General features: G+C 65.8%; 12 protein-coding genes. 9 read left to right on the forward strand and 3 right to left on the reverse strand.

What is annotated here, in order from left to right:
- Positions 1-54 precede the first annotated feature (54 nt).
- The 3 genes from MJ606_RS10380 to grxC all read right to left on the reverse strand — a co-directional run bounded on the left by MJ606_RS10380 (position 55) and on the right by grxC (position 1,940).
- The gene (locus MJ606_RS10380; protein WP_243049439.1) at positions 55-1,071 is read right to left on the reverse strand and encodes an isocitrate dehydrogenase; all 1,017 of its coding nucleotides are present in this window, start codon (positions 1,069-1,071) and stop codon (positions 55-57) included.
- 198 nt (positions 1,072-1,269) lie between these two features.
- Positions 1,270-1,680 carry a carboxymuconolactone decarboxylase family protein gene (locus tag MJ606_RS10385; RefSeq protein WP_243049440.1) on the reverse strand — a complete coding sequence of 137 codons (411 nt, stop codon included), beginning with the start codon at positions 1,678-1,680 and terminating at the stop codon, positions 1,270-1,272.
- Entirely contained in the window at positions 1,677-1,940 is a 264-nt protein-coding gene (gene grxC, locus MJ606_RS10390; protein WP_243049441.1) for a glutaredoxin 3, read from the reverse strand. Before grxC ends, MJ606_RS10385 begins: the two co-directional genes overlap by 4 nt.
- A gap of 258 nt (positions 1,941-2,198) precedes the next feature.
- Here grxC and MJ606_RS10395 point away from each other — a divergent pair, with 258 nt between their 5' ends.
- From MJ606_RS10395 to MJ606_RS10435, 9 genes are all read left to right on the forward strand, one after another.
- Complete coding sequence (locus MJ606_RS10395) at positions 2,199-3,881, forward strand: M48 family metalloprotease (protein ID WP_243049442.1); 1,683 nt, start codon at positions 2,199-2,201, stop codon at positions 3,879-3,881.
- Between the two features lie 122 nt (positions 3,882-4,003).
- Positions 4,004-4,693, forward strand: a complete 690-nt coding sequence (gene phoB / locus MJ606_RS10400) for a phosphate regulon transcriptional regulator PhoB (protein ID WP_243049443.1) — start codon at positions 4,004-4,006, stop codon at positions 4,691-4,693.
- Positions 4,694-4,774: 81 nt separating this feature from the next.
- The gene (phoR, locus tag MJ606_RS10405; RefSeq protein WP_243049444.1) at positions 4,775-6,037 is read left to right on the forward strand and encodes a phosphate regulon sensor histidine kinase PhoR; all 1,263 of its coding nucleotides are present in this window, start codon (positions 4,775-4,777) and stop codon (positions 6,035-6,037) included.
- 112 nt (positions 6,038-6,149) lie between these two features.
- Positions 6,150-8,243, forward strand: a complete 2,094-nt coding sequence (gene ppk1, locus MJ606_RS10410) for a polyphosphate kinase 1 (protein ID WP_243049445.1) — start codon at positions 6,150-6,152, stop codon at positions 8,241-8,243.
- 72 nt (positions 8,244-8,315) lie between these two features.
- On the forward strand, positions 8,316-9,833 hold the full coding sequence (locus MJ606_RS10415; protein ID WP_243049446.1) for a Ppx/GppA phosphatase family protein: 1,518 nt from the start codon (positions 8,316-8,318) through the stop codon (positions 9,831-9,833).
- A gap of 58 nt (positions 9,834-9,891) precedes the next feature.
- A complete protein-coding gene (locus MJ606_RS10420; RefSeq protein WP_243049447.1) occupies positions 9,892-10,596 on the forward strand; it encodes a peptidylprolyl isomerase in 705 nt (234 codons plus the stop codon).
- Between the two features lie 6 nt (positions 10,597-10,602).
- Positions 10,603-11,331 carry a UDP-2,3-diacylglucosamine diphosphatase gene (locus MJ606_RS10425; protein ID WP_243049448.1) on the forward strand — a complete coding sequence of 243 codons (729 nt, stop codon included), beginning with the start codon at positions 10,603-10,605 and terminating at the stop codon, positions 11,329-11,331.
- Positions 11,332-11,507: 176 nt separating this feature from the next.
- Positions 11,508-13,961, forward strand: a complete 2,454-nt coding sequence (locus tag MJ606_RS10430) for a TonB-dependent receptor (protein ID WP_243049449.1) — start codon at positions 11,508-11,510, stop codon at positions 13,959-13,961.
- A gap of 94 nt (positions 13,962-14,055) precedes the next feature.
- Positions 14,056-15,084: an alpha/beta hydrolase gene (locus MJ606_RS10435; RefSeq protein ID WP_243049450.1), complete on the forward strand. Its 1,029-nt coding sequence runs from the start codon at positions 14,056-14,058 to the stop codon at positions 15,082-15,084.
- Positions 15,085-15,142 lie beyond the last annotated feature (58 nt).

Raw genomic sequence — 15,142 nt, forward strand, 5'->3', positions numbered from 1 at the left:
ACGGCACAAAAAAAAGCCCCTCTCCAACGAGAGGGGCTTTCTGCGAACGAAGACTCAGGCCGCGCGGACGCGCTTGACGATGGCATCGCCAAAGCTGGAGGTGCTGCCCTTGCCGCCCAGGTCCGGCGTCACGCTGTCGCGGTCGTGGGTCATGGTGTCACGGATGGCGGTGCGGATCTTGTTGCCCTTGTCCACCATGCCCAGGTGGTCGAGCATGTCGGATGCGGCCAGCAGCAGCGCACACGGATTGGCGATGCCCTTGCCGGCGATGTCCGGCGCCGAGCCATGCACGGCCTCGAAGATGGCCGCCTCAGTGCCGATGTTGTCGCCCGGGGCCAGGCCCAGGCCACCGACCAGGCCGGCGCACAGGTCGGAAAGGATGTCGCCGAACAGGTTGGTGGTGACGATGACGTCGAACTGCTCCGGCTTCATCACCAACTGCATGCAGGCGTTGTCAACGATCATCTCGTTGAACTCGATCTGCGGGTATTCCTTGGCGATCTCGCGGGCCACGTTGAGGAACAGGCCCGAGGCGGTCTTGATGATGTTGGCCTTGTGCACGGCCGTGACCTTCTTGCGGCCCTTCTTCACGGCCAGCTCGAAGGCGTAGCGCACGATGCGGCTGCTGCCCTTGCGGGTATTGCGGATCATCGAGATGGCGGTCTCGCCGTCCTCGGACAGGGACTGGCCCTCGGCCAGGTAGGCGCCTTCGGTGTTCTCGCGCACCGTGATGATGTCGATGTTGTCGAAGCGCGCCTTGGTGCCCGGGAAGCTGATCGCCGGACGCACGTTGGCGTACAGGTCGAAGTGGCGGCGCAGCGTGACGTTGATGGAGGTGAAGCCACCGCCCACCGGCGTGGTCAGCGGACCCTTTAGGGCCACCTTGTGCTTGGCGATGGCATCGAGCGTGGACTGCGGCAGCAGGTCGCCCTGCTTCTCCAGCGCGACCATGCCGGCCTCGACGAACTCGTAGGACAGACCGCAGTCCAGCGCATCGAGCACGCGCAACGTGGCGTTCATGATCTCGGGGCCGATACCGTCGCCCGGAATCACGGCAATGGTCTTGCTCATGGGGACACTCCTTGGGATAAGAATCGCGCACCCCCGCGACGGGGTCGCGCAGGGATGTAAATCCTGTCAATTATCGCCCATGCGGCGCATGGCGGCCAGTGAAAAGCCCCTGGCCGGCATCGCAAATCCTCGCATGCTGCATTGAATAAACTCGCATGCGTCAAGGTGGCGACAAGGAGTGGCCGCCACCCGCGTCAGTCAGGCGTGGCTGGCGCAGTCCGCGGCCGGCTGGCCCGCCTCGCCCGATTCAAGCTGGTCGAGGAAATCCACCGCGCGGCGCAGATGTGGAATGACGATGGAGCCACCCACCACCAAGCCTACGCTGAAGGTCTCGAAGAACTCCTCGCGCGTCACGCCGGCTTCCTTGCATTGCGCCACGTGATAGCTGATGCAGTCGTCGCAGCGCAGCACCATGGAGGCGACCAGGCCCAGCAGTTCCTTGGTCTTCACGTCCAGCGCGCCGGCCTTGTAGGTCTGCGTATCCAGCGCGAAGAAGCGCCGCACCACCTGGTTGTCCTCGGACAGGATGCGTTCGTTCATGCGCTGGCGGAACGCGGTGAACTCGGCCACCCGGTCCTTGCCGGCCTGCTCGTCGGCGGGCTTGCTCATGCGGTGGTCCCCAGCAGTTCGGCCAGCTTGCCGCTGCGGTCGGCGGCGACCAGGTCGTCGAACCCGCCCACGTGATGATCGTTGATGAAGATCTGCGGCACCGTGCGGCGACCGCCGCTACGCGCCAGCATGGCTTCGCGCTGTGCGGGATCGGTGTCGATGCGCACTTCGCTCCATTCCAGTCCCTTGGACTTGAGCAGGTTCTTGGCGGACACGCAGTAAGGACACACTGCGGTGGAATAGACCTCGATCTTGGGCACGGGAAGCTCCGGAACCGAAAAAATGTACGACACGCCCAAGGTGGGGTTTATCCCACCCGGACACAAGCGTGATAACACTGAACTGACACCATAAGCGGCGGTCACTAATGATATTGTCGCTGACCTATGCGCATGGCACCACGTCTACCGAAAATGGCTTCAGGAAACCGCCTCCGCCCGCGCCCGGAGTCAGCTGCATGCGGTTCAGGAAAGGACAGGAAACGGCATGTCGAAGCACACCCCGCAGGCAGGACGCCAATGAGCCGCCTGTCGCCCACCCGCCTGCTGACGGCGCTGCTCTGCGCCGGCCTGACGCTCAGCGCCAGCGCCCAGGACAAGGACGTACGCCTGCCCGACCTGGGCAGCTCGGCCAACGCGCTGATCTCCCCCCAGGAGGCGCAGGACTACGGCGCGGCCATGCTGCGCCAGATGCGGGCGCTCGACATGGTGGTGGACGACCCCATGCTCGACGACTACATCAACAACCTGGGCTATCGCCTGGTGGCCGGCAGCGAGAAGCCCAAGGAACATTTCCAGTTCTTCATCGCCAAGGACCCGGTCATCAACGCCTTCGCCGCCCCCGGCGGCTATATCGCGGTGAACTCGGGCCTGATCATCATCACCAACAGCGAAAGCGAGCTGGCCGGCGTGATGGCCCACGAAATCGGCCATATCACCCAGAACCACCTGGAACGCGCCTTCGAGGCCTCCAAAAAGGACACGCCGCTGATGGCGCTGATCCTGCTGGGCGCCCTCGCCGCCGGCGCCGGCGCGGGTGCCGGCGATGCGGCCGGCGCCATCCTGCTGGGTGGCCAGGGCGCGCTGATGCAGCGCCAGATCAACTTCACCCGCAAGGACGAGACCGAGGCCGACCGCGCGGGCATCCAGACGCTGGCGAACGCCGGCTACGACCCCAACGCCATGGCCTCGTTCTTCGAACGCATGGAGGACACCATGCGCGTCGGCTCGGGCGGCGACCTGGGCGGCGTTCCCGCACTGCTGCAGGATCACCCGGTCAACGAGGCGCGCATCAGCGACGCCAAGGCGCGCGCCGTCGCCCTGCTGAACCAGCAGAAGCAGCGTCCCTCGGGGTCCACCCTGGACAAGAGCCAGTGGGAAAAAAGCACAGCACCGATTCCCTACGTGAAAGACCCCACCGCCCTGCTGGCCAGCCGCAAGGGCGACCTGGATACCTACCTGCTGATGCGCGAACGGGTACGGGTGCTGTCCGGCGATGCCGGCCAGCTGTCCACCTACTACGCCTCCAACCTGCAGACGAATCACGGCTTCAACACGCCGTCCAACCATTACGGGTACGCGCTGGCCCTGATCCGCAGCAACCGCGGCGCCAAGGCCGTCGACGAATTGCAGCCGCTGCTGACGGCGCATCCGGACAGCCAGGTGCTGCGCCTGGCCATGGCCGACGCCAAGCTCCAGGCGGGCCGCCGCGCCGAGGCCCTGACCATGTATGCCGACCTGAACACCCAATCCCCGCGCAATCACGCCATCGCACTGGGCTATGCCACCGCGCTCACCGAGGGCGGCACCGCGGACGAGGCCAGGCAGGCGGCCGCCATGCTGCAGCCGATGCTGGACAATAACGACGAGCCCGAGCTGTACCAGTCGTACGCACGCGCCAGCACCAAGGCTGGCGATCCGATCCGGGCGGGCGAGGCCTTCGCCGATGCGGCCTACCTGTCCGGCCGCCCGTTCGATGCCATGGAGCAGCTCAAGCGGCTGCTGCAGCGCCCGGATCTGGACTACTACGCCCGTGCCCGCATCCAGGCCCGCATCAACGACCTGACCCCGCTGGTGATGGAACTGCGCAAGCGCAAGATCCAGACCGACGACAACCCGGACGGGCGCAGCCAGCAGCCGCTGCAAAATAGTGCCAATTGCCAGGGCAGGTTCTGCTTCAGCGCCAGCGGGAACGGGCGTTAATCTCCGCCCGGGAGGAGACGCGCCGCAGCCTTGATGTGGCGGCAGTGTGAAATGTCATCGCGGCGTAACATTGGAACGCTGCAATATTTGCGTCACAGCCCCTCCCCCAGCGGATTTTACGCGTGCACAAACGCATCCTGATCGTCGAAGACGAAGCATCGATCCGCGACATGGTCGCCTTTGCCCTGCGCAAGGCCGGCATGGACGCCATTCACGCCGCCGATGCGCGCGCCGCCCAGCTGGCCATCGCCGAACAGGTGCCGGACCTGATCCTGCTCGACTGGATGCTGCCCGGCACCAGCGGCCTGGATCTGGCCCGCCGCCTGCGCAAGGAGGAGCTGAGCCGCGAGATCCCGATCATCATGCTCACCGCGCGCGGCGAGGAAATGGATCGCGTCAACGGCCTGGAGGCCGGTGTCGACGACTACGTGATCAAGCCCTTCTCCACCCGCGAACTGGTCGCCCGCATCAAGGCGGTACTGCGCCGCAGCCAGGGCGACGATGGTTCAGGCATGGTGGAACTGGGTGGCCTGCGCATCGACGGCCCGGCCCATCGCGTGTTTGCGGGTGACGAACCGGTGACCATCGGCCCCACCGAATACCGACTGCTGTATTTCTTCATGACCCATCCGGAACGCGTCTACTCGCGCGCGCAGCTGCTCGACCATGTGTGGGGCGGCAGCGTGTACGTGGAAGAACGCACCGTGGATGTGCACATCCGCCGCCTGCGCAAGACGCTGGAGCCATGGAAGCTCGATGACATGGTGCAGACCGTGCGCGGCGCGGGCTATCGCTTCTCCGCCAGCGTCTGACGCTCCTGCCGCTATTGCGGGAGCTCAGGCTTTTGCCGATGCTGGCGCACCGCCAGCCCGGCACTTTTGACTGATCTCCCTATGCAAAACACCTTCGACCGCTCCTGGATGCTGCCGGCCGCACTTGCCGCCGGCTTGCTTGCGGGCGCCGTCGTCGGCTGGCTAGCGGGCGGCCATGTCGCCACCGGCACCGCCGTGGTGGCCATCGCGGAAATCGTCTTGCTGCTGTCCCGAATCCGTCATCAAGCGCCATTCATGATGACGCAAAATTCCCCGGTGAATTCCCTTCAGCATGACCGTTTCATGACGCGTTCCCGCCGCATAGCTTCCAGTCTGCGCGACCTGCGCAGCGCCGCCGGCAGTCTGCCGGACGCGGTCGTGCTGCTCGACAACGAGCAGCACGTCCGCTGGTTCAATCACGCCGCCGAGGACCTGCTCGGCCTGCGCCGGCCACAGGATCGCGGTGCCTACCTGGAAGAACGCCTGGGGGCCACCGAGCTCGCCGGCTGGCTCAAGGATGGCGCGCGCGAACCGCTCAACGACGTCACCGCGCCCGGCCATCCCAATCGCCACATTAACGTGACGTTGCTGCCGTTCGGTCGTCGCCAGCGCCTGCTGCTGGCCCGCGATATCAGCCACCTCACGCGGCTGGAGCAGATTCGCCGGGATTTCGTGGCCAACGTATCGCACGAGTTGCGCACGCCGCTCACGGTGATCCACGGCTATCTCGAACTGATCGATCCGGAAGACGTGCCCGAACTGGCGCCCGTGATCAACGAGATGCGTGCTCAATCCAAGCGCATGGGCCAGATCGTCGAGGACCTGCTCACGCTGTCGCGCCTGGAAACCCAGGACCATGTCGCGGAAGAGCGCGTACAGATGACGCCGTTGCTGGTCTCGATGCGCAAGGAAGCCGAGGCCCTGAGCCAGGGGCGCCACCAGATCACCCTGGAAAACACCGCCGAAGTCGATCTGCTCGGCTCGCCGAAAGATCTGCACAGCGCGCTGTCGAATCTGGTGAGCAACGCCGTGCGCTACACGCCCACCGGCGGCCACATCACCATTCGCTGGCGGCGTACGCCGGATGGCGCGGTGTATTCGGTCACCGACACCGGCTACGGCATTCCCGCCTCGCACCTGGCGCGACTCACCGAGCGCTTCTATCGCGTGTCGTCCAGCCGTTCCCGCGAAAGCGGCGGCACCGGGCTTGGCCTCTCCATCGTCAAGCACGTGCTGAACCTGCACCAGGCGCGCCTGGATATCCAGAGCGAACCAGGCCAGGGCTCCACCTTCGCCTGCTGGTTCAGCAACGAGCGGCTGCTGGCGCCCGGCGAACCGGAATAAGGCGTCGCCAACGGGGTGCGACCGCGCCCTCGCGGCACCGGCTGCTGAACGGACGTCACGCTACGCGGCACTGCGCCATGTATCCAATCGCCGCATCGGCCAGAATGGCGGGATGCGTCGTAAACCTGCCACCCCTTCGCCCATCGCCGATCAGGCCGCCCCCGAGCTGTACTTCAGTCGCGAGCTGGCCGCACTCGAATTCAACTTCCGCGTACTGGCCCAGGCGCGCGACGCACGCATACCGCTGCTGGAACGGCTACGCTTCCTCAGCATTGTCGCCAACAACCTCGACGAATTCTTCGAGGTGCGCGTGGCGATGCTCAAGCACCATCACATGTTCGGCTCGGCCGCGCCGGGACCGGATGGCATCTCCTCCGGCGAACTGCTGACGCGTATTCGCCATCGCGTGCTCGACCTGGTCGCCGAGCAGTATGTGACCTGGCGCGAGGAACTCGGACCGCAGCTCGCCGCGCAAGGCATCCAGTTCCTCACCCGCGAGCACTGGACCCGCCGCCAGCGTGGCTGGCTGCAGGGTTACTTCGAAAACGAAGTGCTGCCGGTGCTGTCGCCGCTGGGACTGGACCCGGCGCATCCGTTCCCGCGCATTCTCAACAAGACGCTGAACATTGCGGTGGTGCTGAAGGGCCGCGATGCGTTCGGCCGCGAGGGTCACATGGCGCTGGTGCGTGCGCCGCGCTCGTTGCCGCGCGTCATCCGCCTGCCCGATGAAGTCTGTGACGGCGGCGCGCATTACGTCTTCCTGGCCGAGCTGCTGCAGGGCTTCGTCGATCAGATGTTCCCGGGCTTCAAGGTGGCCGGCTCGTACCAGTTCCGCGTCACCCGCAACAGCGAATTGATGGTGGAAGAGGCCGAGGTCGACAACCTGGCCCGCGCGCTCAGCGAGGAGCTGATTGGCCGTGGCTACGCGCGCCCGGTGCGGCTGGAGATCGGCAACGACTGCCCCAAGGCGATCGTCTCCATGCTCATCGCCCACTTCGAGCTGGAGGAAACCGACGTCTATCGCTGCGATGGCCCGGTCAACATCATCCGCGCCGGCACCATCTACGATGGGCTGGACCGACCCGAGCTGAAGTTCCCTCGCTTCATTCCAAAGCTGCCTGCGGCCTTCGACGCCAGCCGCTGCAAATTCGAAGTGCTGCGCCAGCGCGATGTGCTGATGCATCACCCTTACGAATCCTTCGCCGCCGTGGTCGACCTGCTGCGTCAGGCCACGCAAGACCCTGCCGTGCTGGCCATCAAGCAGACGCTGTACCGTGCCGGCGTCGACACGCCGCTGGTGGACCTGCTGGTGGAGGCGGCGCGCAACGGCAAGGACGTCACCGTGGTGATCGAATTGCGCGCGCGCTTCGACGAGGAGGCCAATATCCGCCTCGCCACGCGGCTGCAGGAGGCCGGCGTGCAGGTGGTCTATGGCGTGGTGGGCTACAAGACCCACGCCAAGATGTTGTTGATCGTGCGCCGCGAGGACAACGCGCTGCGCCGCTACGTGCATCTGTCCACCGGCAACTACCACCAGGCCAATAGCCGCACCTATACCGATATCGGCCTGATGACCGCGCATCCGGGCATCGGCGAGGATCTGCACAAGGTCTTCCAGCAATTGTCCGGCCTGGGGCCGGTAATCCATCTGCAGCACCTGCTGCATTCGCCCTTCACGCTCTACCGCAGCGTACTGGAGAAGATCGAGCGCGAGACCGCCCATGCGGAAGCCGGTCGCCCGGCACGCATCGTGGCCAAGCTCAATGCGCTCAACGAAGCCCATGTGATCCAGGCGCTGTACCGCGCTTCGCAAGCCGGCGTGGAGATCGACCTGATCGTCCGTGGCGCCTGCACGCTTCGCCCTGGCCTGCCCGGCATCTCCGAGCGCATTCGCGTGCGCTCGATCGTCGGCCGGTTCCTGGAGCACAGCCGCGTGTACTGGTTCGGCAACGACGGCGCGCCGGAAATCTACTGCGCCAGCGCGGACTGGATGGAGCGCAACCTGATGCGTCGCATCGAGGTCGCATTCCCCATCCTGGACCCGCTGCTGGCCAGGCGCGTCTACGACGAAACACTGGCGAACTACCTCGCCGACAACACCGAGGCGTGGCTGCTGGACAGCACGGGACGCTACACGCGGGCCCGGCCGGGTGATGCACCGCCCCATAGCGCGCAGCAGACGTTGCTCAGCAAACTGGTCCCGTAGCAGCACGCGCGGCTTCGCGGCATGCCACCGGCATGAGAGAATCGCCACCTTGCAGCCCGACACGAGCCCCGCATGAGCCAAGGCGATCAGACCCAGATCAAGGACGGCGAACTGATCGCTGCCGTGGACATGGGTTCCAACAGCTATCACATGGTGGTCGCCCGGGTGGAACACGGCGAGCCGCGGGTGATCGACCGCCTGCGCGAGACCGTGCGCATGGCTGCCGGCCTGCGTGCCGATGGCACCCTGGATGCGGAGCATCGTGCCCGCGCACTCAACTGCCTAGCCCGTTTCGGGCAACGCATTGCCGGCGTGCCATCGATCCGTGTTCGCGCCGTGGCGACCAACACCGTGCGCCGGCTGGCGTCGCCGCAGACCTTCCTCACCGCCGCCGAGGCCGCCCTGGGGCATCCGGTGGAAATCGTGTCCGGCCGCGAGGAGGGCCGCCTGATCTTCCTGGGCGCATCCCACGACCTGCCCGCCTCGCGTGAAAGCCGCCTGGTGATCGACGTCGGCGGCGGCAGCACCGAATTCATCATCGGCCGCGGCTTTGCCCCGATGCACACCGAAAGCGTGCAGGCCGGTTGCATCGCCTCCACCCTGCGCTTTTTCCCGGGCGGCAAGCTCAACCGCAAGCGCTGGCAGCGCGCCAACAATGAGATCGGCGTGCTGCTGCAGCAGTTTTCCGAGGATTACCGCGAGTCGGGCTGGCTCGAAGCCTATGGCTCCTCCGGCACGGCCAAGGCCATCGGCTCCGTCGTCCAGGCCATGAAATTCTCCGACGACGGCATCACGCCGGCCGCGCTGGCCGCGCTGCGCGATGCGTTGCTGATGCAGGGCCAGATCAGCACCCTCAAGCTGCCTGGCCTGGCCGAGGACCGGGCGCCGGTGATCGCCGGTGGCGTGGTCATTTTCGAGGCCGCCTTCGAGGCGCTTGGCATCGAGCGCATGCGCGTGTGCGAAAGCTCGATGCGCGAAGGCCTGCTGTGGGACCTGATCGGCCGCGCCGGCGGCAGCGATCCGCGCACCGCCAGCATCGATGCGCTGGCCAACCGCTATGGCGTGGACCGGGCCCAGGCGCGCCGCGTCGAATCGACGGCGCTGATGCTGTTCGACCAGGTGGCGCGTTCCTGGAAACTCGACGGCGAAGCGCGCGAATGGCTGTCGTGGGCCTCCCGCGTGCACGAGATCGGCCTGGCCATCGCGCACAGCCAGCACCATCATCACGGCGCCTACATCCTGCGCCACGCCGACCTGGCCGGCTTCTCGCGGCAGGAACAGCAACTGCTGGCCGCCATCGTCGAAGCGCACCGGCGCAAGCCCGACAAGGCCACCTTCTCCGCCCTGCCCCAGCGCTATCGCCAGCTGGCGCGTTACATCACCGCCCTGCTGCGCGTGGCCGTGCTGTTCCGCCGTGCGCGCCGCGCCGAATCACTGCCGCAGATGCATCTGGCGGCCACCACCCATCGCATGCGCCTGACCTTGCCGTCCGCCTGGCTGGAGCAGCATCCGCTCAGCGAAGCGGACCTGGAACAGGAACAGGCCCCCATGAACGAACTGGGCCTGTTGTTGGAAGTCCATCCCTCCTGAGCCACGCCGCGCCTTCGCCGCGTATGATGTCCCGATGCCCCACGCCGCCCGACCCGCCATGTCCCGAATCCTGCTTGCCGCCATCCTGCTGATTTCGCCACTCGCGCTGTTCGCGCAGGCCACCAAGCCTGCCGCCACGCCGGCCACGGCCACCACGCCGCCGCATCCGCAGGTGGTGTTGCACACCTCGGCGGGCGATATCACGCTGGAGCTGTACCCCGACAAATCCCCCAAGAGCGTCGCCAACTTCCTGCAATACGTGCGCGACGGTTTCTACAGTGGCACCGTGTTTCATCGCGCCATCCTGGGCTACCTGGTACAGGGCGGCCTGTACACCCGCGACCTGCAGCCCAAGCGCACGCGCTCGGCCATCCCCAGCGAGGCGGACAACGGCCTGTCCAATCTGCGCGGCACCATCGCGGTGGCGCGTGGCGCCGACCCCAATTCGGGTACGGCGCAGTTCTTCTTCAACCTGGTCGACAACCGTCGCCTGGACTTCGTCGGCAACCAGAGCGGCCTGACCTGGGGTTACGCCGTCTTCGGCAAGGTGACTAAGGGCATGGAAGTGGTCGACAAGATCGCCGGGCTGCCCACCCGTGGCCTCGGTCCCTTCGCCGGCGATGTGCCCAATCCGCTGGTGGTGATCGAAAGCGCCAACGTGGTCGGCGAAGAAACGGCAGCGCCCGCGCCGGCCGCCACGGCCGCCAAGCCCGCCAGCGCGCCGGCGAAGAGTGACAAGCCGGCCAGCAAGGGCAAGGGCTGAGCGTCGATGGCCACGCTGTTCATCGCCGACCTGCACCTGGACGACAGCCGACCGCAGATTACCCGCCTGTTCGAGGATTTCCTGGCGAGCGATGAAGCACGCTCGGCGGACGCGGTCTATATCCTCGGCGACCTGGTCGAGGCATGGATCGGCGACGATGACGATGCCGAACTGCCGGCGCGGATCGCGCGCGCCACGCATGCGCTGCGCGACCGTGGCGTGCCGGTGTACTTCATGGTCGGCAACCGCGATTTCCTGCTCGGTGAAGATTTCGCCCGGCGTGCCGGCTTCACGCTGCTCGACGACGGCACCGTGCACGACCTCTACGGCCGCCCCACCCTGCTGATGCACGGCGACGTGCTATGCACGGACGACATCGCCTACCAGACCGTGCGCAAGCAGGTACGCACGCCCGAGTGGAAGGCGCAGATACTGGCCATGCCACTGGAGGCACGCCGCGCATTCGCAGCCAAGGCACGCCAGGACAGCAAGGCGCACACCGGCAGCACCATGGAAACCATCATGGACGTCAACGCGGAGGCTGTCGCCGACAGCATGCGCAAGGCGGGCGTGACACGCTTGATCCACGGCCACACGCATCGACCGGCCACCCATCGTTTCGAACTGGACGGCCAGCCGGCTGAACGCATCGTGCTGGGCGACTGGTACGAACACGGTTCCGTGCTGCGCGTTGCGCCGGAAGGCACCGAACTGCGCGGCCTGGCATTGGGCTGAACCCCGCAAGGCCCGCGTACGCACCACGCCTGTTGTTGATCCTCGTCGTACCTGCTCATGCCGTGCAGGTGAGCGGGCGCGTTCGGCATGCAACGAGATCGTCATACATACCCCGCAGTATGGATGCCCTAGTTCCAGCTCGTAATTTCGTACGCCGCGTTATCCAAGGGGAAAACATGCCGATCCAGATTGCTGGCTGCGCGCCGATGCCGCGCCGTCGTTGGTTGTCATTGTCCATTTCGTGCCTGCTGCTGGGCACCCCGCTGGTGCTGCATGCCCAGCCGGACGATGCCGGGGATGGCCCCGCGCCCGCCTCGTCGGTGTCTTCGGCACCCAATGCCATCAATCTCAACCGCATCGTGGTGACCGCGCAGAAGCGCGAGCAGCAGGAAGTCGACGTGCCGATCTCGATCTCGGCCTACTCCGGCAATTTCCTCAAGACCCTGGGCATCACGCACGTGGAAGACCTTGGCCGTTACGTGCCTGGCCTGCAGGTGCAGGTACAAAGCCCAAACAATCCCGGCTTCGCCGTGCGCGGCATCACCACCGACGACGGCTCCTCCGACGCCGCCTCGCGCGTGTCCATCTTCCAGGACGGCGTGGACATCAGCCGCTCGCGCGGCTCGGTGGTCGCGCTGTACGACATGGACCGTATCGAAGTGCTGCGCGGCCCGCAGGGCACGCTGTTTGGCCGCGGCGCCGAGAGCGGCGCCATCTCGCTGATCCAGAACAAGGCGCAGGACACCACCTCGGGTGGCTTCACCACCGAATTGGGCAACTACAACAGCCGGCTGTTTACTGGCTACTTCAATACGCCACTCGGCGCCAACGTGGACGCCCGCGTGGCCGTCTACGACAGTGAGCACGACGGCTACATCAAGAACCTCAGCGGCGGTTCGCTCAACGGCGAGGACACCAAGGCCATTCGCGCCAGCGTGCATATCAAGACCGGCGAGCAGAGCGGCATCGACCTGATCGCCAATTATCAGCGCGATGCGCCTCCCGGCGATGATTTCCGCAGCGCCATCATCCCCAACCGCAACGGCTCGACCGATGTGTTCGGCCCGGCCGACCTCAACGAAGGCGACGCGCTGGGCATCCGCCGCAAGGTGTATGGCCTCACTGCGCTGGGCAATTTCGCGCTGAGCGACAGCTGGACCCTTTCCACCACCACCGGCCTGCGCAAGTTCAACTCGTTCGAGCAGTTCGATGCCGACGGTTCGCAGGTGAACTTGCTCAATTTCGCCGAGCACGCCAAGAGCCACCAGGCCAGCCAGGAAATCCGCTTCAACTTCGACGATGGCGGCCGCTTCACCGGTTTTCTCGGCGCCAATTACTTCTACGAGAACGGCAGCCAGGCCGTACCCTTCAGCACCGACGAGCGCAGCCTGTTGCTGCAGCTGATGAACATCGGCCCCAGCATCTCGCCCGCCGCGGGTGGCCTGTTGCAGTTGCTTGGCCCGGTACCGCCGCTGCTGAACGCCAACTTCCTGCCCAACCAGCCGTACAGCACGATTCCGATCGTCGGCACCCCGCTCAACCCGGACGAGCGCGAGGGCTACGAAAACTACGGCAGCACCCGCTCATACGAACTGTTCGCCGACGGCACCTTCCACGTCACCGACAGGTTCGACATCACCGGCGGCCTGCGCGTGTCGCGCGAAAAACTCACCGCGGGCTACCAGGTGTTCAACGCCACTGGCCCCTACGCGGCCAGCATCGGCCCCGCACTCGCCGAAATCGGCAAGCTGCTGACCGGCGCGCCGCTGGGCATCAATGGCATCACCGCGCCGAACGACTTGTTCCCCCCCACCTACGGCAAGCTCACCAACGACAATTCCAGCACATCGGTGGTCGGCCGCCTGATCGGCAGCTACCGCGTGGACGACGACACCAATGCCTACCTCAGCGTGTCGCGCGGACGCCGCCCGGATGTGCTGGCGTTCAACATCAATCCCAACGGCATCGGTTACTCCAACGCGGTGCTTCCGGCCGAGATCCTGTGGAACTATGAGGCCGGCATCAAGGGGTCGGCGGCGAGCGGCACGTTCCTGTATGACCTGTCGCTGTTCTACTACAACTACACCAACTTCCAGAGCCAGGTGCTGCAGGGCGGGCGCTATATCACGGTCAACTCCGGTCGGGCCCATGCACCGGGCTTCGAGGCCTCGCTGCAGCAGGCCTTTACCGACAACGCCAGCGTGTTCCTGAACTACAGCTACCTGCACGCGCGTTTCGACGACACCGACCAGAACGGCAACCCGCAGCAGTACGCCGGCAATCACCTGCGACTGGCGCCGGACAACTCCGTGGCACTGGGCCTGCTGTGGAACTTCCCGCTCGACGACGCGCGCGTGGCGTATGTCCGGCCGAGCTACACCTGGCGCTCCAAGGTTTATTTCGAAGACGACAACAACCCCAATTACGTGCAAGCCGGCTACGGCCTGTTCAACCTGCGCGCCGGCGTCACCTTCGATCATGGCCGCTGGGATCTGGGCATCTGGGGCAACAACCTCGCCAACAAGAAATATCTGATCGATGCGGGCAACACGGGTGAGACGTTTGGATTGCCGACCTATATTCCCGGTGCGCCACGCACCTACGGCGTGAGCATCTCGGGCAAGTTCTAGGCACCCGGCGTTTCCGCATCACACCTGGCGTGCCCGCGCAGCGACGGCTTCCCGTCGCGCGGGCACGGTCACTCGCAGATATCGAGGTATTTTCGTGAAGCTTCGCTCTGTATGGTTGCCCGTACTGGCCGCCGCGCTGGTGGCCGGCGTGCTATTGGGGCCGCGCGTGCATACGCATGCGCTGCCGCCGGCCTGGCCCCTGCCCGCCGTGCCGCAAGAACCCGCCGCCCTGCAAGCCTGGGTGGATGCGCACGAACGCGCCACGCCGGGATTGCGTCCCGACAATCAGGCACGCATCGTCTGGGCCGACCCGGCCCGTCCCTCCCGCACGGCATGTGCCGTCGTCTACCTGCATGGCTTCAGCGCCAGCCAGGGCGAAGGCGCGCCAACGCACCAGCAGTTGGCCCATGCCTTCGGCTGCAATCTCTATCTCAGCCGATTGCCCGGCCATGGCCTGGCCTCTCCCGATGCCCTGCGCGGATTGACGACGGATCAACTGCTGCAGGCATCCATGCAGGCACTGGCGATAGGGCACGCCCTTGGCGACAAGGTGATCGTGATCGGCACGTCGATGGGCGGCGCACTGGCGCTGGATCTGGCGGCGTTGCAACCGAAGGCGGTCGACGCCCTGGTGCTGTGGTCGCCCCTGGTGCGCGAACGCAACAACGCACTGCAGCCGATGACATGGCCGTGGGGCAGCACCTGGCTGCGCTATGCGCGCAATCACGGCAGCGAGATCCTGCACGGCGACAGCAACTCGGTCTATTGGGCCAGCGATACCCATCTGGACGGCTATCGCAGCCTGACCGACCTGACCCGCGGGCAGATGGTGCCGAGCACCTTCGCCAGGATCACCGCTCCGGTATTCATGGGCTATTACTACCGCGACGAACAGCACCAGGACCCCACCGTCTCGGTAGCGGCCATGCTCACCATGTTTGATGAGTTGGGGACACCACCGACACTCAAGCGCAAGCAGGACTTTGTCGATGCCGACGCGCATGTGATCGCCTCGCCGCTACGCTCGCACGCCAGCGGCGACGTGTTCGCCGCCAGTCGTGATTTTCTGCAGAACGTGGTGGGGCTGGTGCCGGTGCAACAAGCCGCCGGACCATCCCGATAGGCAAGCCGAACGCATCGCGCCGGACTTGCCTGCATGACGCCGTACCGCGCTTAGTTTA

It is taken from the genome of Dyella sp. RRB7 (assembly GCF_022761115.1).
Classification (GTDB): domain Bacteria; phylum Pseudomonadota; class Gammaproteobacteria; order Xanthomonadales; family Rhodanobacteraceae; genus Dyella.

Bases quoted from the DNA above. Each gene is read 5' to 3' on its own strand.
- MJ606_RS10380 (WP_243049439.1), bottom strand. From the start codon at position 1,071: ATGAGCAAGACCATTGCCGTGATTCCGGGCGACGGTATCGGCCCCGAG.
- MJ606_RS10385 (WP_243049440.1), bottom strand. From the start codon at position 1,680: ATGAGCAAGCCCGCCGACGAGCAGGCCGGCAAGGACCGGGTGGCCGAG.
- MJ606_RS10395 (WP_243049442.1), top strand. From the start codon at position 2,199: ATGAGCCGCCTGTCGCCCACCCGCCTGCTGACGGCGCTGCTCTGCGCC.
- phoR (WP_243049444.1), top strand. From the start codon at position 4,775: ATGCAAAACACCTTCGACCGCTCCTGGATGCTGCCGGCCGCACTTGCC.
- ppk1 (WP_243049445.1), top strand. From the start codon at position 6,150: ATGCGTCGTAAACCTGCCACCCCTTCGCCCATCGCCGATCAGGCCGCC.
- MJ606_RS10415 (WP_243049446.1), top strand. From the start codon at position 8,316: ATGAGCCAAGGCGATCAGACCCAGATCAAGGACGGCGAACTGATCGCT.
- MJ606_RS10420 (WP_243049447.1), top strand. From the start codon at position 9,892: ATGTCCCGAATCCTGCTTGCCGCCATCCTGCTGATTTCGCCACTCGCG.
- MJ606_RS10425 (WP_243049448.1), top strand. From the start codon at position 10,603: ATGGCCACGCTGTTCATCGCCGACCTGCACCTGGACGACAGCCGACCG.
- MJ606_RS10430 (WP_243049449.1), top strand. From the start codon at position 11,508: ATGCCGATCCAGATTGCTGGCTGCGCGCCGATGCCGCGCCGTCGTTGG.